We start from the raw sequence: 25,440 nt of genomic DNA, 5'->3' as shown, positions 1-25,440 counted from the left end.
TTGGGGAATTCTAGTATATCAGACGAACATGTCTTTTTTGTTGCACTTCATTTTACAAAATGTTATTTCCAATGTCAATCAATTAGTTAATGCTCAAAAAATTGCAGATTTAGAAATTTTATTAACCGCATGTTGTCAAGTCAAGTGCAACAAGTTGATTGATAACTAGAGATCCAGAGGTTAAGCTATTTGGGCTATCCCAAATAGGAATTTTGAAGATTGGTATTGAAGAAGTCGTCTCGGGCGCTCATTGATGGCTGTGATATAGTTGTCAAGTTCTTCAGAGGTTAGTGAATTAAAAGAGTTTCCTTTAGGGATATATTCTCTGAGGAGACCATTGAAGTTCTCATTTGTACCTCTCTCATGTGAAGAATATGGATGTGCAAAGTAAACATCAACAGCTTCCAAGTCTGAGAGTAAACTAAATTCAGAACCATTATCAGCTGTAATGGATGCAATAGGATACTGACTTGTAAGTTGTTTGACAGCACAATTAATGGTATGGGACTGTTTGTCTTCTAGCTTAACTCCTAGTGCATAGCGTGTCTGGCGCTCTACCAAAGTCAAAACAACAGCTTCACCTTTGGTTTTCTTTCCAAGAACCAAGTCAATCTCCCAATGACCAAATTCAGAACGGTCATTGATACACTCAGGACGTTCTTCGATAGACTGACCTAAAGTTTTCTTATTCGTCTTAATGACTGGCTTAGAACGTTTCCTGATACTGACCATCTTAGGTAAATCGATTGGTTTTATAACTAACAGCCCCTCTTTGATATAGCGATAAATGGTTTTGGTAGAGGGAACAACCTCCTCAGGATGATTTGCTTTATAAGTCTGAACGAAACTATCTACGCTATGAAGACGAATTTTAGCTTTCAAGGCATATCCTAATTGCTCAATGAATTTAGCGGAGCAGTCATTCAACTTGAGATAAGAGCACTTTTGACGATTGGATTCATAGACACGCTGTCCGCTATCAGCGAAATAGGCACTGAAATAGGTACGTTTCCCATTCTTATCCTGTACCTGATCCACCGAACCACGTTTGATTTCTCGACTGATTGTCGACCGGTGACGACCTAGAAGACGAGCGATTTCAGCCGGTTTCTTTCCCATTTTAAGATAAGCAGCCATTTCGCCACGTTCCGAGGCTGAGAGATGAGAATAGGTTGATTTTTTGGTAGAATGAGTGTTGGACATGTTCATCTGCTTTCTATACTGAGTTGGGGAATTCTAGTATATCAGACGAACATGTCTTTTTTGTTGCACTTCATTTTACAACGCGGGAAATTTTATTAACAGAAGTTAAGCAAATTAGTTTGGAAATAAAACAGGGTCAGAAAAATGATAGGCGCGCTAAAATATTAGGTGCAGAAAGTACAATCAATCAGGCCTTGCAGATACCGGACGAAGATCCCCATAAACAAAGTTTGCTTCTACACGCAATAAGTGATTTAAACGAAGGGCGAGAGTCTATTATTAAGGAATTTGAAATTGAGGTAAATAAACAGATTTCAATTCCTAATTCAAAAGTTGGTATATTATTTAAATCTATGTTTGATGAGAAATTTAATGAAGAGATTTCAAACAGTTTTAATGAGTTAAATGACCAACTTTCCTATATTGTAAAATCCAGTGATTTATTAGCGAAAACTTATTCTGTTACAGGGCATCCCCAGATGGTTGATACTATTTTTTATCCAGTAAAGCAATTGGTTGAAGAAAATCATGAATATGTTTCGCAACTTGTTGAACTTCAAGATTTTAAAAACGATGAAGAATCACGTCAAATAAAATGGTGTGTTGAACCGGAAGAATTTATTGCTCAAATTGAAATACTAGAGCCACTACAAGAAGACATGATAACAATTGAGTTTACTGGTGAAGAGCTTTTGAATGGAGTATAAAATGGATAAGAAACAAATTCATAAAATTGGGAAGCAGATAAATAAACCTATTAAATTTATTAAGAAAAATGCAGGAATGATTGCAACAGTCTTCGTTTCAGTCGGAGTGCCTGCAATTTTGGATAAATTTGTAGGAAAAGGGAAAAAATAACAACCTTGATTTAATAAACTAAATGTCTAAAGTTTTTTGGTTAAGCAGAAAAATGCAGAATTAGTAGATTATGGAAAATGTGGAAATGCACCTTGTTTAATACTGGTTTTGATAAAGACCAGACTGCTAAAGATAGGAAAGGAATTTATATTTATATGAGTAATATCATTGGACAGTCAAGAGATTCGTTACAAATAGTGGAATCTTCTCCATTCGAAAATTATTTAAAAAGTTTTGGCTTACCTTTTGAAAACGTGATTGCATCTACTGCGGACAAGTACCGAGTTTCAAGCAATCTACCTGATTTATTAAATACAATTCCTCAGAGTCATAGGCAGAACGCAATGTATATGTCTGAATTTATTTCAAGTGTAGCTATTGGGCGTTTTGATTCTGCACTAAATGATTTATGGAATGAAGTGGTAGAAACTCTTAGAAATAAAGCTGATTCGTATGGATTGGACTTATTTTTCGATAGTGCCGTTTCAGGAGATAAACGTAGTTTTTTCTCCAGTAAAGATGACTTCATTATGCTGAAAGATATTGTGTTGGTTCAGACTTGTGGTAAATTAGAGATTATTTCCGAAATAACTCAGAAAAAACTACTTCATATATTAGATATGAGAAATAATATTGGTGGATCTCATCCCACAAGAGAAATTATTAGCCCACTTTTACTTTTGGGTTGGGTTGAAGATTGCATTAATAATGTTTTTTTAGACGAAACTAGTTCAAACTCGCTAGAGGTGAAAAAAATCATAAATGGTATTGGCCAAAATGGTCTTAATATTGATGATAATTATTTATTGCAATTAGATGGTAAGATAAAAGATATTTCCATAACTCTAACCAATAATTTATTGAAGATTTTATTTAAAAAATATGTAAGTTCACAAAATGATATTTTGACGAATAACATCAGAAAGATTGCTCCAACTGTTTGGATTAACTCAGATGATAGGATGAAATATGAATTGGGATTGGATATCGATTCGTATTCTTTGAATCTTGAAAAAGATAAAGAGACAAAAGCAAAGGAATTTTTCGATATTTGCGATGGGAATAGATACAAATCTAACGGTACTCGCAGTATAGCTCTTAGCGTCATGATTGATGAACTTGAAAATATCCACTACTCGTTTGATAATTTCTATCATGAGGGTCCAAAGGCCAAAGATATTATGTCATATATTGAACAATCGGCCGACATTCCCGATTCAGTGGCAGAAAAACTACTTTCAGTTATTCTAACCTGTCGGTTAGGCAATTCTTATGATGTAGCTAGAAGCGCAGTTCAATATTATGACAGATTGTTTGATATTTTGAATCAAGATCAAGTGAAAACTTTATTGAAATATTTATTCAATCAAAAGCAGCAACTCAGTCAGAACTTAAATTCAACTCAAGATGATATTTTAAAAGAAATATTGACTAGGTTACATGCGAAGACATATACATCGGATAGAATTAAGGATACATTAAATTATCTCATTAATAGTAATGGTGATTTTGTCAATAAAAAAATTCTTACAAGAGATTTTCGTCGACATATTGAATTGCTGTAAAAAATTAAGGAGCAAAAATGCTAGAACGTTATTCTCGCCCTGAAATGGCGAATATTTGGTCGGAAGAAAATAAGTACCGTGCTTGGTTGGAGGTGGAAATCCTCGCTGACGAAGCTTGGGCTGAGTTGGGTGAAGTTCCTAAGGAAGATGTGGCGAAAATCCGAGAACATGCGGACTTTGACATCGACCGCATCCTTGAAATCGAGCAGGAAACCCGTCACGATGTGGTGGCTTTTACCCGTGCGGTTTCTGAAACCCTCGGTGAGGAGCGCAAGTGGGTGCACTACGGTCTGACTTCGACCGACGTGGTGGACACGGCTTACGGCTACCTCTACAAGCAGGCAAACGACATCATCCGTCGCGACCTGGAGAATTTCAAAAACATCGTCGGCGACAAGGCCAAAGAGCACAAGATGACCATCATGATGGGTCGGACCCACGGTGTTCACGCCGAGCCAACGACCTTCGGTCTCAAACTGGCCACCTGGTACAGCGAAATGAAGCGCAATATCCAGCGTTTCGAGCAGGCAGCCCAGGCAGTAGAAGCAGGAAAAATTTCTGGAGCGGTCGGCAACTTTGCCAACATCCCGACTTTCGTGGAGAAATATGTCTGTGACAAATTAGGTATCCGTGCCCAGGAAATCTCCACCCAGGTCCTGCCACGCGACCTCCACGCCGAATACTTCTCAACCTTGGCCATTATCGCCTCATCCATCGAGCGCATGGCTACTGAGATTCGCGGCCTGCAAAAATCAGAACAGCGCGAAGTGGAAGAATTTTTCGCTAAGGGGCAAAAAGGCAGTTCGGCTATGCCTCACAAACGCAATCCCATTGGGTCTGAAAACATGACCGGTTTAGCTCGAGTCATCCGTGGGCACGCAGTCACAGCCTATGAAAATATTGCCCTCTGGCATGAACGTGACATTTCACACTCATCAGCAGAACGCATCATCGCGGCGGACACGACCATTCTGATCAACTACATGCTCAACCGCTTCGGAAACATTGTCAAAAATCTGACGGTTTTCCCAGAAAACATGATCCGCAACATGAATTCTACCTTTGGCCTCATTTATAGCCAACGCGTCATGCTCAAACTGATTGAAAAAGGCATGACCCGCGAAGAAGCCTATGATTTGGTGCAACCGAAAACCGCTCACTCATGGGATAACCAAGTGGATTTCAAACCGCTTTTGGAAGCTGACAGCAAAGTCACAAACCTTCTCACCCAAGCTGAAATCGACGAACTCTTTGATCCGACTTATTATACACAACGGGTAGAGGAAGTATTTGAGCGTATCGGCTTGGCAGACTAAGCAATCTTTATAACCTATCTAAAACAAAATAGATGGGTTTTTGTAAAAATATACATAAAAAGCCAAAAGATGCAAAAAAATCAAAAATAATTGAATATTTTTTCGGTATTATGTATACTAGTGCTATCAAATTGATTTACTAAGGAGTAGTTGTGGATAATAAAGAGTTTGGCAAAAGGGTACGTTCACTTCGTGAGAGCAAAGGAATCACAAGAGAATCTATGTGTGGCGATGAAACTGAATTTTCCATAAGACAGTTGGCGAGAATTGAAAGTGGGGAGTCAAAACCTACCTTTACAAAGATAACATTTATAGCAACTGGTTTGGGGATGTCGTTATATGAGCTGATGCCAGATTATGTCGACTTGCCTGAAGATTATCTCAATTTAAAGTATGATATCCTTCGAACTCCCACTTATGGGGAAAACAAGAAGATTGACTGGCGGGATCAGATATTAACTGAAATTTATGATAACTATTATGATGATTTGCCAGAGGAAGAGCAACTTGCGGTTGATACCATTCAATCCTTTTTTGATGTGCATGATACCAGTGAAGCTATATATGGAAAAGAAATCTTGGAAGAATATTTTTTCCAAATTTCACACAAAGATGCCTACAGTATCAATGAGCTGTTGATGATTCGTCTGTTTTTAGAACATGCACGAATGACAGAATTAAGTAAATTTCCTAAGGAGAATGCAGTTTTCCAGCATTTGTTGAAGACTTTGCCTTGTCAGGTGAATGTTGTTAGACCTAAAGATTTATTCATTTTGAGAGATGTCCTTTTTGTGATGGTTGGTGTTGCAGGTTCTAAAGAACAGAATGATTGCATTCCAGCATTTATTCAAACTATTGAACAAATCATGAACAGGACTCAAGATTATCAAAAATTACCGATTTTGAAGATGATAAGTTGGAAGTATAAATTATATGTTGATAAGAACAAAAAAGATGCAGAACAACTTTATGAAGCTGCGAAGTTATCAGCGGGAATGATTGGGGATCCAAATCTTCTTGAAAAAATTGAAAATGAATGGGAAAGCGATAGTAAGAGCAGTTAGTTTGTAGACATTTTTGTCATGTTGAAAAACCTTAGATAAATCTATAATAATCTCATAAAACAAAAGGAGATTATGAAAATGTTTAAGTTTTTTACAACAATGATTGCGAGTTCTGGTGGCTGGGGAATATGGTGGTTCTAATTTAACTCTATAATCTACAAAGATAGGGCCCTCTCCCTATCTTTTTCATTTTCTGCTATAATAAGACCATGAACAGAATTTTAGACAAAGAATTAATGGGCGATGAGGAAGTGGTTGAGCGCACCCTTCGTCCGCAGAAATTAAATGAATATATCGGTCAGGACAAGGTCAAAGAGCAACTGAAAATCTTCATCGAAGCCGCAAAAATGCGAGATGAGGCACTGGATCATGCTCTACTTTTTGGACCTCCAGGTTTGGGGAAAACAACCATGGCCTTTGTTATTGCCAATGAACTGGGTGTGAACATCAAACAAACCAGTGGTCCAGTTATCGAAAAAGCTGGAGACTTAGTGGCTATCCTTAATGACTTAGAGCCAGGGGATGTTCTCTTTATTGATGAAATCCACCGCATGCCCATGGCTGTGGAGGAGATTCTCTATTCGGCGATGGAAGATTTTTATATTGACATCATGATTGGAGCTGGAGAGGCCAGTCGATCTGTCCACTTAGATTTACCACCTTTTACCCTCATCGGTGCTACAACACGGGCGGGTATGTTGTCCAATCCCCTACGAGCTCGTTTTGGAATTACCGGCCATATGGAATACTATGAACTGGATGATTTGACCGAAATTGTTGAGCGGACGGCAGACATCTTTGAAATGGAGATTACACATGAGGCTGCCATAGAATTAGCTCGCCGTTCTCGTGGGACTCCTCGGATTGCCAACCGACTTCTGAAGCGCGTGCGAGATTTTGCCCAAATTGTTGGTGACGGACTCATTGATGATGCGATTACGGACAAGGCTCTCTCCATGCTGGATGTAGACCGTGAAGGCTTGGATTATGTAGACCAAAAGATTCTTAAGACCATGATTGAAGTCTACGGAGGCGGTCCGGTAGGTCTGGGCACTCTCTCTGTCAATATCGCAGAAGAACGCGACACGGTCGAGGATATGTACGAACCCTACTTGATTCAAAAAGGCTTCATCATGCGGACTCGGACAGGTCGTCTAGCGACAGCCAAAGCCTACGAGCATCTCGGTTATCCTTATCAAGACAAGTAGGAGGCTATGATGGAGAAAAATATAGCTTTCATCTGGGATTTAGACGGCACTCTTTTTGATTCATATGATGCTATCCTTGCAGGTCTAGAAGAAACCTATGAGCATTTTGGCCTAGATTTTGACAGACCAGCCATTAAAGAATACATTCTAAAATTCTCTGTCAAAGATTTAATCAAGGAAGTAGCGGATAAAGAAGGTTTGGACTACGATGACATGCAGGCCTTTCGAGCCAATTCCCTCCGTGAGAAAAATGCGGCCATTCATCTTATGCCAGGTGCGCGTGACGTGCTGGATTGGACAGTGGAACAGGGGATTTCAAATTTTGTCTACACTCACAAAGGTAAAAATACACATCAATTATTGCAAAACTTAGGGATAGCTACCTATTTCAAAGAAGTTCTAACAGCTGATTCGGGCTTTGCCCGCAAACCAGATCCCGAGGCTCTTAATTATTTAATTGAAACCTACCGACTTGAAAAAGACTCTACCTATTATGTAGGCGATCGACTTTTAGATGTCCAAACGGCCTTACGCGCTGGAATCGGGTCTATTAACCTAGTAGTTGATACGATTGAAAAAAATCAAAAAATTATCTGCTTGTCCGATATTCTAGGCCTTTTTTAAGGAAAGGTTAAGGAAAACTCGTTATAATCAATACATTCTTTTTCATATATCTCCTGAAAGAAGCCGGTCTCAAGAAGATGGGCTTCTTTCTTTGTCATTGTGATATAATAACGACATGACAATGACACGAAATCAAATCCTTCATTCTCTTGCCAGTGACAAGGACATTCAAACGATTTTGAAGATACTTCAAGAACTAGATTTAAAAGACTCTTGGCTCTGTGCGGGGGTTGTCCGCAACTTTATCTGGAATATTTTATCAGACAAACCAGGTTTTGATTGGCAAACAGATGTAGACATTATTTTCTACGACCAGAAGTTGACATGGGAAGATACGAATATTATAGAAGAAAAACTGAAAGAGTCTTACCCTGACTATCGCTGGGAGGTGAGAAATCAGGTATATATGCATCGCTATAATCCCAATACACAACCTTACACGAGTTCTCGAGATGCCATGTCTAGATACCCTGAAACTTGTACAGCTATTGGTCTTCGATTGGATGCTCTTGGTCAATTAGAACTCTTTTGTCCCTATGGTCTAGATAGTATCCGCTCTTTTGAAATCCGTCCGACGCCTACTTTTAAAGAAGATCAAGAACAGCTGGCTATTTACAAAAGAAGGTTGGCTAAGAAGGACTGGTTTATCAAGTGGCCACAACTCTCTATCTACTGTGAATAGTGAAGGGATCTGTTAATTTGAGCAGGTCCTTTCTTTTTTTTTTTGAAAAAATTATTCAAAATCCTTGCAATGGTGGCTCTCATTTGTTATACTACTACGGTGCCGTAAAAATACGGCTTTAGCTTTGATGCAAGAGGTTGCGACACGCTCGGTTGCATTGCCACGCAACTGCCTGTTGGTTTTCTTGCGGAGCTAGCCTATTATCTTAAATAGACGAAAAGGAGAATAAGATGGCAAACAAAAAAATCCGCATCCGCTTGAAAGCGTACGAGCACCGTACACTTGATACAGCTGCTGCTAAAATCGTAGAAACTGCAACGCGCACAGGTGCGACAGTTGCTGGACCAGTTCCACTTCCAACTGACCGCAGTCTTTACACAATCATTCGTGCGACTCACAAGTACAAAGACTCTCGTGAGCAATTCGAAATGCGTACACACAAACGCCTTGTTGATATCATCAACCCAACTCAAAAAACAGTTGACGCTTTGATGAAATTGGACTTGCCAAGTGGTGTTAACGTAGAAATCAAATTGTAAGATTTGATACGGAGCACAAAAAACGCTCCTTAAAAACTTTTTTGAGCACAAAAACGCTCATAAAAAACTTTTAAAATTATTAAGAAAAGGAAATATTTTCTCATGACAAAAGGAATCTTAGGGAAAAAAGTGGGAATGACTCAAATCTTCACTGAAGCTGGTGAATTTATCCCTGTAACTGTCATCGAAGCAACTCCAAACGTTGTGCTTCAAGTGAAAACTCTTGAAACAGACGGATATGAAGCTGTTCAAGTTGGTTTCGACGACAAACGCGAAGTATTGAGTAACAAACCTGCCAAAGGCCATGTAGCAAAAGCTAACACAGCTCCTAAGCGCTTCATTCGTGAATTTAAAAACATTGAAGGCTTGGAAGTTGGTGCAGAAATCACTGTAGATACATTCGTAGCCGGAGATGTTGTGGATGTAACGGGTACCTCAAAAGGTAAAGGTTTCCAAGGTGTTATAAAACGCCATGGTCAATCACGTGGTCCTATGGCTCACGGTTCTCGTTACCACCGTCGTCCAGGGTCAATGGGACCTGTTGCTCCTAACCGCGTTTTCAAAAACAAACGCTTGGCAGGGCGCATGGGTGGTAACCGTGTAACAGTTCAAAACCTTGAAGTGGTACAAGTTGTTCCAGAAAAGGACGTTATCCTTATCAAAGGTAACGTACCAGGTGCTAAGAAATCTCTTATCACTATCAAGACAGCAGTTAAAGCTGCTAAATAATAAGGAAAGGGGAAATCAGTCGAAATGGCAAATGTAACATTATTTGATCAAACCGGTAAAGAAGCTGGTGAAGTTGTTTTGAACGACGCAGTATTCGCTATCGAGCCTAACCAAGCTGTTGTTTTCGATGTCATCATCAGTCAATGCGCTAGTCTTCGTCAAGGTACTCATGCAGTTAAAAACCGCTCAGCAGTACGTGGCGGTGGACGCAAACCATGGCGTCAAAAAGGAACTGGACGTGCGCGTCAAGGTTCTATTCGCTCACCACAATGGCGTGGCGGTGGTGTAGTCTTCGGACCAACTCCACGTTCATACGCTTACAAACTTCCACAAAAAGTTCGTCGTTTAGCACTTAAATCTGTTTACTCAGAAAAAGTTGCTGACAACAAATTTGTAGCTGTTAACTCTCTTGAATTTGCAGCTCCAAAAACTGCTGAATTTGCAAAAGTTCTTGCAGCCTTGAGCATTGATTCAAAAGTCCTTGTTATTCTTGATGAAGACAACGAATTTGCAGCTCTTTCAGCTCGTAACCTTCCAAACGTGAAAGTTGCAACTGCTGAAACTGCAAGTGTACTGGACATCACAAGCGCAGACAAACTTCTTGTAACTCAAGCAGCTATCTCTAAGATCGAGGAGGTTCTTGCATAATGAATTTGTATGATGTTATCAAAAAACCTGTAATCACAGAAAGCTCAATGGGCCAACTTGAAGCAGGCAAATATGTATTTGAAGTGGATACTCGTGCACACAAACTCCTCATCAAACAAGCTGTTGAAGCAGCTTTTGAAGGCGTTAAAGTAGCTAACGTAAACACAATCAATGTGAAACCTAAAACAAAACGTGTTGGACGTTATGTAGGTCGCACAAACAAAGTTAAAAAAGCTATCATTACTCTTACAGCTGATTCTAAAGCAATCGAGTTGTTTGCAGCTGAAGCTGAATAATCAAAGGAGGAATTAACGTGGGTATTAAAGTTTATAAACCAACGACAAATGGCCGTCGTAACATGACTTCTTTGGATTTCGCTGAAATCACAACAAGCACACCTGAGAAATCATTGCTTGTTTCTTTGAAGAAAACAGCAGGCCGTAATAACAATGGTCGTATCACAGTTCGTCACCACGGTGGTGGACACAAACGTCACTACCGTTTGATCGACTTCAAACGGAACAAAGACGGTATCGAAGCGGTTGTTAAGACTGTTGAGTATGATCCAAACCGTACAGCTAACATCGCTCTTGTTCATTATACTGACGGTGTGAAAGCGTACATCCTTGCTCCAAAAGGTCTTGAAGTTGGGCAACGTATCATCTCAGGTCCAGATGCTGACATCAAAGTCGGTAACGCACTTCCATTGGCGAACATTCCAGTTGGTACTGTTGTACACAACATCGAATTGAAACCAGGTCGTGGTGGTGAGTTAGTTCGTGCTGCTGGTGCATCTGCACAAGTACTTGGTCAAGAAGGTAAATATGTTCTTGTTCGTCTTCAATCTGGCGAAGTTCGTATGATCTTGGCATCTTGTCGTGCAACTATCGGTACTGTAGGTAACGAACAACATGGATTGGTGAACCTTGGTAAAGCAGGACGTAGCCGTTGGAAAGGTATCCGCCCAACAGTTCGTGGTTCTGTAATGAACCCTAACGATCACCCACACGGTGGTGGTGAAGGTAAAGCACCAGTTGGACGTAAAGCGCCATCTACTCCTTGGGGTAAACCAGCGCTTGGTCTTAAAACTCGTAACAAGAAGGCTAAATCAGACAAACTTATCGTTCGTCGTCGCAACCAAAAATAAGGTTAAATTAGCCTCTTAACATCCGCCAACTCGGTAGCTAGTTTGACTAGCAAGCCGTTGTGGTACATACTTTAAAGGAGAAAACTACAAAATGGGACGTAGTCTTAAAAAAGGACCTTTCGTCGATGAGCATTTGATGAAAAAAGTTGAAGCTCAAGCAAATGACGAAAAGAAAAAAGTAATCAAAACTTGGTCACGTCGTTCAACGATTTTCCCAAGTTTCATCGGCTATACAATCGCAGTTTATGATGGACGTAAACATGTTCCTGTTTACATCCAAGAAGACATGGTAGGTCACAAACTTGGTGAATTCGCACCAACACGTACTTACAAAGGTCACGCTGCAGACGACAAGAAAACACGTAGAAAGTAATAGGAGGACAACACAATGGCAGAAATTACTTCAGCTAAAGCAGTTGCTCGCACAGTACGTGTTTCACCTCGTAAATCACGTCTTGTCTTGGATAATATCCGTGGCAAAAGTGTAGCAGATGCAATCGCAATTTTAAAATTCACTCCAAACAAAGCAGCTGGGATCATCGAAAAAGTCTTGATGTCAGCAGTAGCTAACGCTGAAAACAACTTTGGTTTGGAAAAAGCTAACTTGGTAGTTAGCGAAGCTTTCGCAAACGAAGGACCAACTCTTAAACGTTTCCGTCCTCGTGCAAAAGGTTCAGCTTCACCAATCAACAAACGCACAGCTCACATCACTGTAGTTGTGGCAGAAAATTAAGGAGGTAAAAACGTGGGACAAAAAGTACATCCAATTGGTATGCGTGTCGGCATCATCCGTGATTGGGATGCCAAATGGTATGCTGAAAAAGAATACGCGGATTACCTTCATGAAGATCTTGCAATCCGTAACTTTATCAAAAAAGAATTGGCTGACGCAGCGATTTCTACTATTGAAATCGAACGTGCAGTAAATAAAGTGATCGTAAGTGTGCACACAGCTAAACCTGGTATGGTTATCGGTAAAGCTGGTTCAAATGTTGACGCACTTCGCGCACAATTGAACAAATTGACTGGAAAACAAGTACACATCAACATCATCGAAATCAAATCTCCAGATTTGGACGCTCACCTTGTTGGTGAATCAATTGCTCGTCAATTGGAGCAACGTGTTGCTTTCCGTCGTGCTCAAAAACAAGCCATCCAACGTGCAATGCGCGCTGGTGCTAAAGGTATCAAAACACAGGTTTCTGGCCGTTTGAACGGTGCAGATATCGCCCGTGCTGAAGGTTACTCAGAAGGAACTGTTCCTCTTCATACCCTTCGTGCTGATATCGACTATGCTTGGGAAGAAGCTTTGACAACATACGGTAAACTCGGCGTTAAAGTTTGGATCTACCGTGGTGAAGTTCTCCCAGCTCGTAAAGACGCTAAAGGAGGCAAATAACAAATGTTAGTACCTAAACGTGTGAAACACCGTCGCGAATTCCGCGGAAAAATGCGCGGTGAAGCTAAAGGTGGTAAAGAAGTATCATTTGGTGAATATGGCCTTCAAGCTACTACTAGCTCATGGATTACAAACCGTCAAATCGAAGCAGCTCGTATCGCGATGACTCGTTATATGAAACGTGGTGGTAAAGTTTGGATTAAAATCTTCCCTCACAAATCATATACTGCGAAAGCTATCGGTGTTCGTATGGGTTCTGGTAAAGGTGCTCCAGAAGGTTGGGTATCACCAGTTAAACGTGGCAAAGTAATGTTTGAAGTTGCAGGCGTTTCTGAAGAAATCGCACGCGAAGCATTCCGTCTTGCTGGCCACAAATTACCAGTCAAAGTTAAATTCGTAAAACGTGAAGCAGAATAAGGAGAAGACATGAAACTTCAAGAAATTAAAGATTTTGTTAAAGAACTTCGTGGCCTTTCTCAAGAAGAACTTGCTAAGAAGGAAAACGAGTTGAAGAAAGAACTCTTCGATCTTCGTTTCCAAGCTGCTGCTGGTCAACTTGAGCAAACTGCTCGTTTGAACGAAGTTAAAAAGCAAATTGCACGTATCAAAACAGTGCAATCTGAAAACAAATAATAGACTAGGGAAGGAGAATTTCAATGGAACGCAATAATCGTAAAGTCCTTCTTGGACGTGTAGTGTCTGACAAAATGGACAAAACAATCACAGTTGTAGTTGAAACGAAACGTAATCACCCAGTCTATGGTAAACGTATCAACTACTCTAAAAAATACAAAGCACATGATGAAAACAATACTGCCAAAGAAGGCGATATCGTTCGTATCATGGAAACTCGTCCACTTTCAGCTACAAAACGTTTCCGTCTTGTAGAGGTTGTGGAAGAAGCAGTTGTCATTTAATCAAACTGAAAGGAGAAAACGAATATGATTCAAACAGAAACTCGTTTGAAAGTTGCTGACAACAGTGGCGCACGTGAAATCTTGACAATCAAAGTTCTTGGTGGTTCAGGACGTAAATTTGCAAACATCGGTGATGTGATCGTTGCTTCAGTAAAACAAGCTACTCCTGGTGGTGCGGTTAAAAAAGGTGACGTTGTTAAAGCAGTTATCGTTCGTACTAAAACAGGTGCTCGTCGCGCTGATGGTTCTTACATCAAATTTGACGAAAATGCAGCAGTTATCATCCGTGAAGACAAAAACCCTCGCGGAACTCGTATCTTTGGCCCAGTGGCACGCGAATTGCGTGACGGCGGTTTCATGAAAATCGTTTCATTGGCACCAGAAGTACTTTAATGAACACAAACTAAGTCCCCTGCATTCCTGATGCAGGGTGCCCATTCGGGCGTAAGAATTATAGGAGAAAAAAATGTTTGTAAAAAAAGGCGACAAAGTTCGCGTAATCGCTGGTAAGGACAAAGGCGTTGAAGCTGTAGTCGTAACAGCACTTCCAAAAGCTAACAAAGTGGTTGTTGAAGGTGTAAATATCATCAAGAAACACCAAAAGCCAAACAACGAAAACCCTCAAGGTGCTATCGTTGAAAAAGAAGCTCCACTCCATGTATCAAACGTTCAAGTTCTTGATAAAAATGGTATTGCGGGCCGTGTTGGTTACAAACTTGTAGACGGCAAAAAAGTTCGCTACAACAAAAAATCAGGCGAAGTGCTTGATTAATCACGAAGGAAAGGAGAAGTATAATGGCAAATCGTTTAAAAGAAAAATATCTTAATGAAGTAGTTCCTTCTTTGACAGAACAATTCAACTACTCATCAGTTATGGCTGTACCAAAAGTTGATAAGATTGTTTTGAACATGGGTGTTGGTGACGCTGTTTCTAACGCCAAAAACCTTGAGAAAGCTGCTGAAGAATTGGCACTTATCTCAGGTCAAAAACCACTTATCACAAAAGCTAAGAAATCTATCGCCGGCTTCCGTCTTCGTGAAGGGGTAGCGATTGGTGCGAAGGTCACTCTTCGTGGCGAACGTATGTATGAATTCTTGGACAAATTGGTTTCAGTATCACTTCCTCGTGTACGTGACTTCCACGGTGTTCCAACAAAGTCATTTGACGGACGTGGTAACTACACACTTGGTGTGAAAGAGCAATTGATCTTCCCAGAAATCAGCTTCGATGACGTTGATAAAACTCGTGGTATGGATATTGTTATCGTTACAACTGCTAACACTGACGAAGAATCACGTGCTTTGCTTGCTGGCCTTGGAATGCCGTTTGCGAAATAAGAGGGAGAGAATAAATGGCTAAAAAATCTATGATTGCTAAAAACAAACGCCCAGCTAAGTTCTCGACACAAGCTTATACACGTTGTGAGAAATGTGGACGTCCACACTCAGTATACCGCAAATTCAAACTTTGCCGTGTATGCTTCCGCGACTTGGCTTACCTTGGACAAATCCCAGGCGTAACAAAAGCATCTTGGTAATTTGATGATGCATCAGCATTAAACTAGCAAAGTCTAACTTTGCACTGCCCATAGGGCAACATTAACTAGCAAGTGATTTGATCAAACTGCTAGTAAGAGGAGAAATAAACAATGGTTATGACTGACCCAATTGCAGACTTTTTAACACGTATTCGTAACGCTAACCAAGTGAAACACGAAGTACTTGAAGTACCTGCATCAAACATCAAAAAAGGGATTGCTACAATCCTTAAAAACGAAGGTTTTGTAAAAAACGTTGAATTCATCGAAGATGACAAACAAGGTATTATCCGTGTGTTCTTGAAATACGGAACAAACGGTGAGCGTGTTATCACCAACTTGAAGCGTATCTCAAAACCAGGTCTTCGTGTTTATTCAAAACGCGATGATATTCCTAAAGTTCTTAATGGACTCGGAATCGCTATTATCTCTACATCTGAAGGTCTCTTGACAGACAAAGAAGCTCGTCAAAAGAACCTTGGTGGTGAGGTTATCGCATACGTTTGGTAATTTTGTGCCTTCCAATTCCGTTATGTGTCGGTCTTAGGAGGTTTTGTCGTACGCCAGTATAGCCTACTTCCTTCTGCCTAGACACATCTAGGACTAGAAACCTACAAAATGCACAAACACACTCATTTGAACACGGGCTAAAGCCGGTATGAAAAAGATAAACGTTCCTAGAAGCTAAAGCTTCTTCGTCAAGTTTCCTATTTTCACTTTGGCTTTTATACGCCCTTTGTATCATGAGTTACCCCGTGAAAACTGGTCGTTTATCGGCCTGACAATTTAACAGGAGAAAAATAAATATGTCACGTATTGGTAATAAGGTGATTACTTTGCCTGCTGGTGTTGAGATTTCTCAAAACAACGGCGTGGTGACTGTAAAAGGCTCTAAGGGTGAACTCACTCGTGAATTCCCTACAACTATCGAAATCCGTGTGGAAGGTGCAGAAGTAACGCTTCACCGTCCAAACGATTCAAAAGAAATGAAGACTATCCACGGGACTAGCCGTGCTAACCTTAACAACATGGTTGTTGGTGTTTCTGAAGGCTTCAAAAAAGAACTTGAAATGCGTGGTGTCGGTTACCGTGCTCAATTGGCTGGTAACAAATTGACACTTGCAGTTGGTAAATCACACCCGGATGAAGTGATTGCGCCAGAAGGCATTACATTTGAAGTGCCATCACCAACACTTATCCATGTGTCTGGTGTTAACAAAGAGGTTGTTGGTCAAACAGCAGCTTACATCCGTAGCCTTCGTGCTCCTGAACCATATAAAGGTAAAGGTATCCGCTATGTTGGTGAATTTGTTCGCCGCAAAGAAGGTAAAACTGGTAAATAATAGGTTCTGGCAGACCTTGCTTTGCCACTTCCAATTATTTCTAAAAACAACTCGTCTCATAGAGACATACTAATCATTAAGAGGTGAAAATTGTGATTTCAAAACCAGATAAAAACAAAGTCCGCCAAAAACGCCATCGTCGCGTTCGCGGAAAACTCTCTGGAACTGCTGCTCGCCCACGTTTGAACATTTTCCGTTCTAATACAGGCATCTACGCTCAAGTGATTGATGACGTAGCGGGTGTAACGCTCGCAAGCGCTTCTACTCTTGATAAAGAAGTTTCAAAAGGAACTAAGTCAGAACAAGCCGTTGTTGTAGGTAAACTCGTTGCTGAACGCGCAGTCGCTAAAGGTATTTCTGAAGTGGTCTTTGACCGCGGTGGATATCTCTATCACGGACGTGTGAAAGCTTTGGCTGACGCAGCTCGTGAAAACGGATTGAAATTCTAATAGGGGGACACTAAGAAATGGCATTTAAAGATAACGCAGTTGAAATTGAAGAACGCGTAGTAGCCATCAACCGTGTTACAAAAGTTGTTAAAGGTGGACGTCGTCTTCGCTTTGCAGCTCTTGTGGTTGTTGGTGACCGTAACGGACGTGTAGGTTTTGGTACTGGTAAAGCTCAAGAAGTACCAGAAGCTATCCGTAAAGCAGTTGAAGCTGCTAAGAAAAACATGATCGAAGTACCAATGGTTGGTACAACAATTCCTCACGAAGTTCTTTCAGAATTCGGTGGAGCAAAAGTATTGTTGAAACCAGCTGTTGAAGGTTCTGGAGTTGCTGCTGGTGGTGCAGTTCGTGCCGTCATCGAATTGGCAGGTGTTGCAGATATTACATCTAAATCACTTGGTTCAAACACTCCAATCAACATCGTTCGTGCAACAGTTGAAGGCTTGAAACAATTAAAACGTGCTGAAGAAGTTGCCGCGCTTCGTGGTATCTCTGTTTCAGATTTGGCTTAAGAAAGGGGAACTCATGGCTCAAATTAAAATTACTTTGACGAAGTCTCCAATCGGCCGTATTCCATCACAACGTAAAACTGTTGTGGCACTTGGTCTTGGCAAGTTGAATTCTTCAGTCGTTAAAGAAGACAATCCAGCTATCTTGGGAATGGTGAACGCTATTTCTCACTTGGTAACTGTTGAAGAAGTTAAGTAAATAAAAGATAAAACGGGCTTAAGTCGCATGGAAATATCCTTGCGACTTAAAGTCAATCGTATAGGCGAGTTTTTCAGCTGAGGCCTTACCCAGTTGAAAGGCGCTAGCATTTTACAAATAAGGAGAAATAAATAATGAAACTTCATGAATTACAACCTGCAGAAGGTTCACGTAAAGTTCGCAACCGTGTAGGTCGTGGTAGCTCATCAGGTAATGGTAAAACATCTGGTCGTGGTCAAAAAGGTCAAAAAGCTCGTAGTGGCGGTGGTGTACGTCTCGGTTTCGAGGGTGGACAAACTCCATTGTTCCGTCGTATTCCAAAACGTGGTTTCACAAACATCAATGCGAAAGAATATGCTGTTGTGAATCTTGATCAATTGAACATCTTCGAAGATGGCACTGAAGTAACTCCAGTAGTTCTTAAAGAAGCTGGTATTGTTCGTGCAGAAAAATCAGGTGTTAAAATCCTTGGTAACGGGGAATTGACGAAGAAATTGACAGTGAAAGCTGCTAAATTCTCTAAAACAGCTGAAGAAGCAATCACTTCAAAGGGTGGTTCTGTAGAAGTCATCTAAGGGGTGGCCGCCTATGTTTTTCAAACTATTAAGAGATGCTTTAAAAGTTAAAAATGTAAGAAGTAAAATTTTCTTCACTATTTTTATACTTTTCGTTTTCCGAGTTGGAACTCACATTACAGTGCCTGGTGTCAACGCTAAAAGTTTAGAAGCTCTTTCTAATCTTCCATTCTTAAATATGTTGAGTTTGGTATCTGGTAATGCCCTCAAAAACTTCTCGGTCTTTGCTCTTGGGGTTAGCCCATACATCACCGCATCCATCATTGTACAACTTTTACAAATGGATATCTTGCCAAAATTCGTTGAATGGGGCAAGCAAGGTGAAGTTGGTCGTCGTAAATTAAACCAAGCGACGCGTTACATATCTCTAGTTTTAGCCTTTGTTCAATCAATCGGTATCACTGCTGGTTTGAACGCCTTATCGGGTGCTCAACTAACCACCATGACACTCAACTGGCAGGCTTATGTCATGATTGGTTCTATCCTGACTACAGGTTCTATGATTGTAACCTGGTTGGGTGAGCAAATTACGGATAAGGGCTACGGCAATGGAACCTCTATGATTATCTTTGCAGGGATTATTTCTTCTCTGCCAACGACAATTTCTGAAATTTACGAAGACCGCTTTGTTAATATTGCTGCTAGTCGTATAACAGAATCTATTATTTTTGTCCTTATCCTTGTGATAGCAGTCTTGGCCATTGTTTACTTTACGACATTTGTCCAACAGGCTGAATATAAAATTCCTATTCAATATACGAAACGCGCACAAGGGGCTCCTTCTAGCTCATATCTACCGCTGAAATTAAATCCAGCTGGTGTCATTCCTGTCATCTTTGCCGGATCGATTACAGCAATTCCAACTTCCATCGTACAATTCTTTGCAAGTCAAAATCAGAGCTATTCTTGGTTAACAACGCTTCAGGAATTCTTTGACTATACATCAGTAAAAGGTATGATTGTGTATGCTTTGTTGATCATTCTCTTTACCTTCTTCTATACTTTTGTGCAAGTAAATCCTGAAAAGACTGCTGAAAATCTTCAAAAGAGTGGTGCCTATATCCATGGTGTTCGCCCAGGTAATGGGACAGAAGTTTACTTCTCAAAACTCTTGAAGCGTTTGGCAACTGTTGGTGCACTTTTCCTTGGATTTGTTGCTCTATTACCAATTCTTGCTCAGAATCTTTTAGGACTTTCTTCTAACATTTCATTCCTCGGTACTAGTTTGATTATCATTATCATGACTAGTCTTGAAGGGATCAAACAGTTGGAAGGTTATCTCTTGAAGAGGAAATATGTTGGTTTTATGGACATTACAGAATAGAATACAGGTTGACGTTGTCAACCTTCTATTTTGTTTTTAGATAAGTTTGTCAGACGGGTAAACTTATGTGAAAGCAAAAGCAAAACTACAACTAATAAACTGAAAAACAAGTGGCATTGTTTAGAATCTTTAAAGGAGTTATCATGAATCTTTTGATTATGGGTTTGCCGGGTGCCGGAAAAGGTACACAGGCAGCAAAAATTGTTGAGAAATTTGGTGTAGCCCACATTTCTACTGGTGATATGTTCCGAGCAGCTATGGCGAATCAGACTGATATGGGGCTTTTGGCCAAATCTTATATTGATAAAGGGGATCTCGTTCCTGACGAAGTTACTAATGGTATCGTTAAAGAACGGTTGGGACAAGCTGATATAAAAGAAAAAGGATTCCTTTTAGACGGCTATCCACGCACTATTGAACAAGCTCATGCTCTGGATGCAGCCCTTGCTGATCTTGGAATTCAATTGCAAGGTGTTATCAATATCGAAATTGATTCATCTAAACTCTTGGAACGCTTGAGTGGTCGGATTATCCATAAAGAAACTGGCGAAACCTTCCACAAGGTTTTCAACCCACCGGCAGCTGGATACAACGAAAATGATTATTATCAACGCGAAGATGACAAACCAGAATCTGTCAAACGTCGCTTGGAAGTGAACATGGCACAAGGTGATCCGATTATTGCTCACTACCGTGAAAAAGGATTGGTCCATGATATTGAAGGCGATCAGGACATTGAAATAGTCTTTTCTGATATTGATAAAGTTTTATCAAATCTAGTGTAATTCAATTGATTTGGCTTGCATTTTCAAATAGAAAGTGATAAAATAGCCTAGTCTGACTTATAATTGTTACCTCTGTGTTCAGAGGGCATCAAATCGAAATTTAGAGGGGGAAACTTTTGCATGGCAAAAGAAGATGTGATTGAAATTGAAGGCAAGGTAGTTGATACCATGCCAAATGCTATGTTTACTGTTGAGTTGGAAAATGGCCACCAAGTTTTGGCAACTGTATCCGGTAAAATCCGTAAAAACTACATCCGTATTTTGGTCGGTGACCGTGTTACTGTCGAACTTAGTCCATATGATTTGACACGTGGACGTATCACATACCGCTTTAAATAATCGAAATACTTGGAGGGATTAAACATGAAAGTAAGACCATCGGTCAAACCTATTTGCGAATACTGTAAAGTAATTCGTCGTCATGGTCGTGTTATGGTTATTTGCCCAGCAAATCCAAAACACAAACAACGTCAAGGTTAATAATAGAAAGGAGAACAAATGGCTCGTATTGGTGGAGTAGATATTCCAAATGATAAACGTGTAGTGATTTCATTGACTTACGTGTACGGTATCGGTCTCGCAACATCTAAAAAAATTCTTGCTGCTGCAGGTATTTCAGAAGATATCCGCGTGAAGGACCTTACATCTGATCAAGAAGATGCAATCCGTCGCGAAGTAGATACTATCAAAGTCGAAGGTGATCTTCGTCGTGAAGTTAACCTCAACATCAAACGTTTGATGGAAATCGGTTCATACCGTGGTATCCGTCACCGTCGTGGACTTCCTGTCCGTGGACAAAACACTAAAAACAATGCTCGCACTCGTAAAGGTAAAGCTGTTGCGATTGCTGGTAAGAAAAAATAAAATAGGAGGTAGAAAAATTGGCTAAACCAACACGTAAACGTCGTGTGAAAAAGAATATCGAATCTGGTATTGCACATATTCACGCAACATTTAACAACACTATTGTTATGATTACTGATGTGCATGGTAATGCTCTTGCTTGGTCTTCAGCTGGTGCTCTTGGTTTCAAAGGTTCTCGTAAATCTACACCATTCGCTGCACAAATGGCTTCAGAAGCAGCTGCTAAATCTGCACAAGAACACGGTCTTAAAACAGTTGAAGTTACAGTAAAAGGCCCAGGTTCAGGTCGTGAGTCTGCTATCCGCGCTCTTGCTGCCACTGGTCTTGAAGTAACAGCAATTCGTGATGTGACTCCTGTACCACACAATGGTGCTCGTCCTCCAAAACGTCGCCGTGTATAATCATACAAACGATACACAGCTTTTCGTTTAGAGGGAGTAAGAAATGATTGAGTTTGAAAAACCAACTATAACAAAAATTGATGAAAATAAAGATTACGGAAGATTTGTTGTTGAACCTCTCGAACGTGGTTACGGCACAACTCTTGGTAATTCGCTTCGTCGTGTACTTCTTGCATCACTACCAGGTGCTGCAGTAACAGCAATTAAGATTGACGGTGTTCTCCACGAATTTGATACTATTCCAGGTGTCCGTGAAGATGTTATGCAAATTATTTTGAACATTAAAGGCATCGCAGTAAAATCTTATGTTAAAGACGAAAAGACAATTGAACTTGATGTAGTAGGACCAGCAGAAGTAACTGCAGGGGACATTCTGACAGACAGCGACATTGAAATTGTAAACCCTGACCATTATCTTTTTACCCTCGGTGAAGGTGCAAGCTTTAAAGCGATACTGACTGTTAATACAGGTCGTGGCTATGTACCAGCTGAAGGAAACAAAAAAGATGAAGCTCCAGTGGGTACATTGGCAGTAGATTCTATCTACACGCCAGTTGTAAAAGTCAACTATCAAGTTGAACCAGCTCGCGTTGGTAGCAACGATGGATTTGACAAATTGACACTTGAAATCATGACTAACGGCACGACTATTCCTGAAGACGCACTTGGTCTTTCAGCGCGTATTCTGATGGAACATCTAGGTCTCTTCACAGATCTTACAGATATTGCTAAATCAGCAGAAGTAATGAAAGAAACCGAACCAGCTTCAGACGATAGAATGTTGGATCGTACAATCGAAGAATTGGATTTATCTGTTCGTTCATACAATTGTTTGAAACGCGCAGGAATCAATACTGTCTTTGATTTAACTGAGAAAACTGAGCCTGAAATGATGAAAGTTCGAAATCTTGGACGTAAGAGTTTAGAAGAAGTTAAAATTAAATTGACTGATCTTGGTCTAGGATTAAAAAAAGATAAATAATATAGGAGGAACTAATGGCATACCGTAAACTAGGACGCACTAGCTCACAACGTAAAGCAATGTTGCGCGATTTGACTACTGACCTTTTGATCAACGAATCAATCGTTACAACTGAAGCTCGTGCTAAAGAAATCCGTAAAACAGTTGAAAAAATGATTACACTTGGTAAACGTGGCGATTTACACGCACGTCGTCAAGCTGCTGCATATGTTCGTAACGAAATTGCATCTGAAAACTTTGATGAAGCAACTGATAAATATACATCAACAACTGCTCTTCAAAAATTATTCTCAGAAATTGCACCTCGTTATGCAGAACGCAATGGTGGATACACTCGTATTCTTAAGACTGAACCACGTCGTGGTGACGCTGCACCAATGGCGATTATCGAACTTGTATAAAATCATCAATTTTGTTGAGTGTTATGATGATGGAATCTATTCAGATTCTTAGTCTAGCTCTGGTCTACCGCCGATTTAATCGGCGGTAACACTCATCATCATAATGAAAAAACGTAACGCTTGTTTACGAAATAATTTCAAAATAGAAATTATTTCGTAAGCAGGCGTTTTTCACATGCCAAAAATGTCCTTTCTGAAAGACCTGTATTCAGCTATACTCGTTTAAAGAAAAGGAGAACGTTATGAGATTTGAAGAAGTTTACCGTAGTGTCCAAGGGATTGTACATAAAACGCGTCGGGAATACTACATAAAACTATGGGACAAAAGTGATTGGGACCAAGAGGGGATGATTATCTTGCATCAGTTGCTCCAACAGGAACCTGGTATCGAAAAAGAAGCCATTCGCCTCTATACCTACTTCAAGGTGAAGTTCCGTAACTATGTCAAGGATAAAGAAAAGGAGAACGTTATGAGATTTGAAGAAGTTTACCGTAGTGTCCAAGGGATTGTACATAAAACGCGTCGGGAATACTACATAAAACTATGGGACAAAAGTGATTGGGACCAAGAGGGGATGATTATCTTGCATCAGTTGCTCCAACAGGAACCTGGTATCGAAAAAGAAGCCATTCGCCTCTATACCTACTTCAAGGTGAAGTTCCGTAACTATGTCAAGGATAAAGTCCGCCGCCAAGAAAGCCAAAAGCGTAAGTTTGATCGTATGAACCACGAAGACATCACTGAACTTAGTCACCTAGTCGCTGAAGATGGTCTTCTCAGTGATGAAAAAGTCCTCTTGCAGGATATGCTAGAAAGTTATCGTAACACCTTAGGGCCATCGGACCAGATCAAATACCAGTCACTCATTAGCGGACAACGTTTCAAAGGTCGCAGTAAAATGCTTCAGGAATTGAAAGTCCACCTCTCGGATTTTCAAGATTAAGAGCTGGGGGGGAGTAGCTCCCTCCCCAGTCTTAAAAAAACCAAATATATTTTAAAAAAGACCCGCGTTGTAAAATGAAGTGCAACAAAAAAGACATGTTCGTCTGATATACTAGAATTCCCCAACTCAGTATAGAAAGCAGATGAACATGTCCAACACTCATTCTACCAAAAAATCAACCTATTCTCATCTCTCAGCCTCGGAACGTGGCGAAATGGCTGCTTATCTTAAAATGGGAAAGAAACCGGCTGAAATCGCTCGTCTTCTAGGTCGTCACCGGTCGACAATCAGTCGAGAAATCAAACGTGGTTCGGTGGATCAGGTACAGGATAAGAATGGGAAACGTACCTATTTCAGTGCCTATTTCGCTGATAGCGGACAGCGTGTCTATGAATCCAATCGTCAAAAGTGCTCTTATCTCAAGTTGAATGACTGCTCCGCTAAATTCATTGAGCAATTAGGATATGCCTTGAAAGCTAAAATTCGTCTCCATAGCGTAGATAGTTTCGTTCAGACTTATAAAGCAAATCATCCTGAGGAGGTTGTTCCCTCTACCAAAACCATTTATCGCTATATCAAAGAGGGGCTGTTAGTTATAAAACCAATCGATTTACCTAAGATGGTCAGTATCAGGAAACGTTCTAAGCCAGTCATTAAGACGAATAAGAAAACTTTAGGTCAGTCTATCGAAGAACGTCCTGAGTGTATCAATGACCGTTCTGAATTTGGTCATTGGGAGATTGACTTGGTTCTTGGAAAGAAAACCAAAGGTGAAGCTGTTGTTTTGACTTTGGTAGAGCGCCAGACACGCTATGCACTAGGAGTTAAGCTAGAAGACAAACAGTCCCATACCATTAATTGTGCTGTCAAACAACTTACAAGTCAGTATCCTATTGCATCCATTACAGCTGATAATGGTTCTGAATTTAGTTTACTCTCAGACTTGGAAGCTGTTGATGTTTACTTTGCACATCCATATTCTTCACATGAGAGAGGTACAAATGAGAACTTCAATGGTCTCCTCAGAGAATATATCCCTAAAGGAAACTCTTTTAATTCACTAACCTCTGAAGAACTTGACAACTATATCACAGCCATCAATGAGCGCCCGAGACGACTTCTTCAATACCAATCTTCAAAATTCCTATTTGGGATAGCCCAAATAGCTTAACCTCTGGATCTCTAGTTATCAATCAACTTGTTGCACTTGACTTGACAACATGCGAA

At 40.4% G+C, this 25,440-nt stretch carries 41 protein-coding genes; 40 read left to right on the top strand and 1 reads right to left on the bottom strand.

The features are described 5' to 3' along the window. Nucleotides 1-28: 28 nt before the first annotated feature. A complete protein-coding gene (locus BN1356_RS12695) occupies nt 29-169 on the top strand; it encodes a hypothetical protein (protein WP_176694287.1) in 141 nt (46 codons plus the stop codon). A gap of 11 nt (nt 170-180) precedes the next feature. Here the strand turns inward: BN1356_RS12695 and BN1356_RS12005 are convergent, their stop codons facing one another. Next, nucleotides 181-1,203, bottom strand: coding sequence for an IS30 family transposase (locus tag BN1356_RS12005; RefSeq protein WP_141651815.1), 1,023 nt, complete (start codon nt 1,201-1,203; stop codon nt 181-183). A 23-nt stretch (nt 1,204-1,226) separates the two neighbouring features. Here BN1356_RS12005 and BN1356_RS12000 point away from each other — a divergent pair, with 23 nt between their 5' ends. From BN1356_RS12000 to BN1356_RS11815, 39 genes are all read left to right on the top strand, one after another. Continuing rightward, on the top strand, nt 1,227-1,910 hold the full coding sequence (locus BN1356_RS12000) for a hypothetical protein (RefSeq protein WP_141651849.1): 684 nt from the start codon (nt 1,227-1,229) through the stop codon (nt 1,908-1,910). 1 nt (nt 1,911) lies between these two features. Further along, nucleotides 1,912-2,061, top strand: coding sequence for a hypothetical protein (locus tag BN1356_RS12690; RefSeq protein WP_176694286.1), 150 nt, complete (start codon nt 1,912-1,914; stop codon nt 2,059-2,061). Nucleotides 2,062-2,153: 92 nt separating this feature from the next. Beyond that, the gene (locus BN1356_RS11995; protein WP_093651611.1) at nt 2,154-3,626 is read left to right on the top strand and encodes a hypothetical protein; all 1,473 of its coding nucleotides are present in this window, start codon (nt 2,154-2,156) and stop codon (nt 3,624-3,626) included. A gap of 17 nt (nt 3,627-3,643) precedes the next feature. After that, on the top strand, nt 3,644-4,942 hold the full coding sequence (purB, locus tag BN1356_RS11990) for an adenylosuccinate lyase (protein ID WP_093651610.1): 1,299 nt from the start codon (nt 3,644-3,646) through the stop codon (nt 4,940-4,942). A gap of 152 nt (nt 4,943-5,094) precedes the next feature. Continuing rightward, nucleotides 5,095-6,006: a helix-turn-helix domain-containing protein gene (locus BN1356_RS11985; protein WP_093651609.1), complete on the top strand. Its 912-nt coding sequence runs from the start codon at nt 5,095-5,097 to the stop codon at nt 6,004-6,006. Between the two features lie 209 nt (nt 6,007-6,215). Then, on the top strand, nt 6,216-7,214 hold the full coding sequence (gene ruvB, locus BN1356_RS11980) for a Holliday junction branch migration DNA helicase RuvB (RefSeq protein ID WP_093651608.1): 999 nt from the start codon (nt 6,216-6,218) through the stop codon (nt 7,212-7,214). Nucleotides 7,215-7,223: 9 nt separating this feature from the next. Continuing rightward, nucleotides 7,224-7,838, top strand: coding sequence for an HAD-IA family hydrolase (locus tag BN1356_RS11975; protein WP_093651607.1), 615 nt, complete (start codon nt 7,224-7,226; stop codon nt 7,836-7,838). Nucleotides 7,839-7,953: 115 nt separating this feature from the next. Next, complete coding sequence (locus tag BN1356_RS11970) at nt 7,954-8,520, top strand: nucleotidyltransferase family protein (protein ID WP_245620350.1); 567 nt, start codon at nt 7,954-7,956, stop codon at nt 8,518-8,520. A gap of 230 nt (nt 8,521-8,750) precedes the next feature. Then, the gene (gene rpsJ / locus BN1356_RS11965) at nt 8,751-9,059 is read left to right on the top strand and encodes a 30S ribosomal protein S10 (protein ID WP_093651606.1); all 309 of its coding nucleotides are present in this window, start codon (nt 8,751-8,753) and stop codon (nt 9,057-9,059) included. Between the two features lie 102 nt (nt 9,060-9,161). Beyond that, entirely contained in the window at nt 9,162-9,788 is a 627-nt protein-coding gene (gene rplC / locus BN1356_RS11960) for a 50S ribosomal protein L3 (protein ID WP_093651605.1), read from the top strand. A 24-nt stretch (nt 9,789-9,812) separates the two neighbouring features. Further along, nucleotides 9,813-10,436 (top strand): 50S ribosomal protein L4, encoded by a 624-nt coding sequence (gene rplD, locus BN1356_RS11955; protein WP_093651604.1) that lies wholly within the window; start codon nt 9,813-9,815, stop codon nt 10,434-10,436. Further along, nucleotides 10,436-10,732 carry a 50S ribosomal protein L23 gene (locus tag BN1356_RS11950; RefSeq protein ID WP_018166199.1) on the top strand — a complete coding sequence of 99 codons (297 nt, stop codon included), beginning with the start codon at nt 10,436-10,438 and terminating at the stop codon, nt 10,730-10,732. Before rplD ends, BN1356_RS11950 begins: the two co-directional genes overlap by 1 nt. 17 nt (nt 10,733-10,749) lie before the next feature. Continuing rightward, on the top strand, nt 10,750-11,583 hold the full coding sequence (gene rplB, locus BN1356_RS11945; protein ID WP_093651603.1) for a 50S ribosomal protein L2: 834 nt from the start codon (nt 10,750-10,752) through the stop codon (nt 11,581-11,583). Nucleotides 11,584-11,674: 91 nt separating this feature from the next. After that, on the top strand, nt 11,675-11,956 hold the full coding sequence (gene rpsS, locus BN1356_RS11940; RefSeq protein ID WP_000533766.1) for a 30S ribosomal protein S19: 282 nt from the start codon (nt 11,675-11,677) through the stop codon (nt 11,954-11,956). 15 nt (nt 11,957-11,971) lie between these two features. Beyond that, a complete protein-coding gene (gene rplV / locus BN1356_RS11935; protein WP_093651602.1) occupies nt 11,972-12,316 on the top strand; it encodes a 50S ribosomal protein L22 in 345 nt (114 codons plus the stop codon). A gap of 12 nt (nt 12,317-12,328) precedes the next feature. After that, nucleotides 12,329-12,982, top strand: coding sequence for a 30S ribosomal protein S3 (gene rpsC / locus BN1356_RS11930; RefSeq protein ID WP_093651601.1), 654 nt, complete (start codon nt 12,329-12,331; stop codon nt 12,980-12,982). Nucleotides 12,983-12,985: 3 nt separating this feature from the next. Beyond that, a complete protein-coding gene (gene rplP / locus BN1356_RS11925; protein WP_093651600.1) occupies nt 12,986-13,399 on the top strand; it encodes a 50S ribosomal protein L16 in 414 nt (137 codons plus the stop codon). 9 nt (nt 13,400-13,408) lie between these two features. After that, a complete protein-coding gene (gene rpmC / locus BN1356_RS11920; RefSeq protein ID WP_093651599.1) occupies nt 13,409-13,615 on the top strand; it encodes a 50S ribosomal protein L29 in 207 nt (68 codons plus the stop codon). A gap of 23 nt (nt 13,616-13,638) precedes the next feature. Beyond that, complete coding sequence (gene rpsQ / locus BN1356_RS11915) at nt 13,639-13,899, top strand: 30S ribosomal protein S17 (RefSeq protein ID WP_093651598.1); 261 nt, start codon at nt 13,639-13,641, stop codon at nt 13,897-13,899. 24 nt (nt 13,900-13,923) lie between these two features. After that, nucleotides 13,924-14,292 (top strand): 50S ribosomal protein L14, encoded by a 369-nt coding sequence (rplN, locus tag BN1356_RS11910; protein WP_018166206.1) that lies wholly within the window; start codon nt 13,924-13,926, stop codon nt 14,290-14,292. A gap of 73 nt (nt 14,293-14,365) precedes the next feature. After that, nucleotides 14,366-14,671, top strand: coding sequence for a 50S ribosomal protein L24 (gene rplX, locus BN1356_RS11905; RefSeq protein ID WP_093651597.1), 306 nt, complete (start codon nt 14,366-14,368; stop codon nt 14,669-14,671). A 23-nt stretch (nt 14,672-14,694) separates the two neighbouring features. Then, a complete protein-coding gene (rplE, locus tag BN1356_RS11900) occupies nt 14,695-15,237 on the top strand; it encodes a 50S ribosomal protein L5 (RefSeq protein WP_093651596.1) in 543 nt (180 codons plus the stop codon). A 14-nt stretch (nt 15,238-15,251) separates the two neighbouring features. Beyond that, a complete protein-coding gene (locus BN1356_RS11895) occupies nt 15,252-15,437 on the top strand; it encodes a type Z 30S ribosomal protein S14 (protein ID WP_002936651.1) in 186 nt (61 codons plus the stop codon). 111 nt (nt 15,438-15,548) lie between these two features. Next, nucleotides 15,549-15,947 (top strand): 30S ribosomal protein S8, encoded by a 399-nt coding sequence (rpsH, locus tag BN1356_RS11890; RefSeq protein ID WP_093651595.1) that lies wholly within the window; start codon nt 15,549-15,551, stop codon nt 15,945-15,947. Nucleotides 15,948-16,243: 296 nt separating this feature from the next. Then, nucleotides 16,244-16,780 (top strand): 50S ribosomal protein L6, encoded by a 537-nt coding sequence (gene rplF, locus BN1356_RS11885; RefSeq protein ID WP_093651594.1) that lies wholly within the window; start codon nt 16,244-16,246, stop codon nt 16,778-16,780. Between the two features lie 92 nt (nt 16,781-16,872). Continuing rightward, nucleotides 16,873-17,229: a 50S ribosomal protein L18 gene (gene rplR / locus BN1356_RS11880; RefSeq protein ID WP_093651593.1), complete on the top strand. Its 357-nt coding sequence runs from the start codon at nt 16,873-16,875 to the stop codon at nt 17,227-17,229. 17 nt (nt 17,230-17,246) lie between these two features. Next, complete coding sequence (gene rpsE / locus BN1356_RS11875) at nt 17,247-17,741, top strand: 30S ribosomal protein S5 (RefSeq protein WP_093651592.1); 495 nt, start codon at nt 17,247-17,249, stop codon at nt 17,739-17,741. A 13-nt stretch (nt 17,742-17,754) separates the two neighbouring features. Next, entirely contained in the window at nt 17,755-17,937 is a 183-nt protein-coding gene (gene rpmD, locus BN1356_RS11870; protein ID WP_093651591.1) for a 50S ribosomal protein L30, read from the top strand. A gap of 134 nt (nt 17,938-18,071) precedes the next feature. Then, nucleotides 18,072-18,512 carry a 50S ribosomal protein L15 gene (gene rplO, locus BN1356_RS11865; protein WP_093651590.1) on the top strand — a complete coding sequence of 147 codons (441 nt, stop codon included), beginning with the start codon at nt 18,072-18,074 and terminating at the stop codon, nt 18,510-18,512. 13 nt (nt 18,513-18,525) lie between these two features. Continuing rightward, a complete protein-coding gene (gene secY, locus BN1356_RS11860; RefSeq protein WP_093651589.1) occupies nt 18,526-19,836 on the top strand; it encodes a preprotein translocase subunit SecY in 1,311 nt (436 codons plus the stop codon). A 143-nt stretch (nt 19,837-19,979) separates the two neighbouring features. Then, on the top strand, nt 19,980-20,621 hold the full coding sequence (locus tag BN1356_RS11855) for an adenylate kinase (RefSeq protein WP_093651588.1): 642 nt from the start codon (nt 19,980-19,982) through the stop codon (nt 20,619-20,621). Nucleotides 20,622-20,741: 120 nt separating this feature from the next. Then, nucleotides 20,742-20,960: a translation initiation factor IF-1 gene (gene infA, locus BN1356_RS11850; protein ID WP_002936627.1), complete on the top strand. Its 219-nt coding sequence runs from the start codon at nt 20,742-20,744 to the stop codon at nt 20,958-20,960. A gap of 24 nt (nt 20,961-20,984) precedes the next feature. Beyond that, nucleotides 20,985-21,101 (top strand): 50S ribosomal protein L36, encoded by a 117-nt coding sequence (gene rpmJ / locus BN1356_RS11845; protein ID WP_093651587.1) that lies wholly within the window; start codon nt 20,985-20,987, stop codon nt 21,099-21,101. An 18-nt stretch (nt 21,102-21,119) separates the two neighbouring features. Further along, the gene (rpsM, locus tag BN1356_RS11840; RefSeq protein WP_093651586.1) at nt 21,120-21,485 is read left to right on the top strand and encodes a 30S ribosomal protein S13; all 366 of its coding nucleotides are present in this window, start codon (nt 21,120-21,122) and stop codon (nt 21,483-21,485) included. Between the two features lie 17 nt (nt 21,486-21,502). Then, on the top strand, nt 21,503-21,886 hold the full coding sequence (gene rpsK, locus BN1356_RS11835) for a 30S ribosomal protein S11 (protein ID WP_093651585.1): 384 nt from the start codon (nt 21,503-21,505) through the stop codon (nt 21,884-21,886). 43 nt (nt 21,887-21,929) lie between these two features. Beyond that, nucleotides 21,930-22,868: a DNA-directed RNA polymerase subunit alpha gene (locus tag BN1356_RS11830; protein ID WP_093651584.1), complete on the top strand. Its 939-nt coding sequence runs from the start codon at nt 21,930-21,932 to the stop codon at nt 22,866-22,868. A gap of 14 nt (nt 22,869-22,882) precedes the next feature. Then, nucleotides 22,883-23,269 (top strand): 50S ribosomal protein L17, encoded by a 387-nt coding sequence (rplQ, locus tag BN1356_RS11825; RefSeq protein WP_093651583.1) that lies wholly within the window; start codon nt 22,883-22,885, stop codon nt 23,267-23,269. A gap of 242 nt (nt 23,270-23,511) precedes the next feature. Further along, the gene (locus BN1356_RS11820; RefSeq protein ID WP_245620349.1) at nt 23,512-24,213 is read left to right on the top strand and encodes a hypothetical protein; all 702 of its coding nucleotides are present in this window, start codon (nt 23,512-23,514) and stop codon (nt 24,211-24,213) included. A 148-nt stretch (nt 24,214-24,361) separates the two neighbouring features. Then, nucleotides 24,362-25,384 (top strand): IS30 family transposase, encoded by a 1,023-nt coding sequence (locus tag BN1356_RS11815; protein ID WP_141651815.1) that lies wholly within the window; start codon nt 24,362-24,364, stop codon nt 25,382-25,384. The last annotated feature ends 56 nt before the right edge of the window (nt 25,385-25,440 follow it).

Source organism: Streptococcus varani, assembly GCF_001375655.1.
Classification (GTDB): domain Bacteria; phylum Bacillota; class Bacilli; order Lactobacillales; family Streptococcaceae; genus Streptococcus; species Streptococcus varani.
The sequence above is the reverse complement of the archived record's forward strand: the minus strand, read 5'-3'. Positions and strand labels throughout refer to the sequence as shown.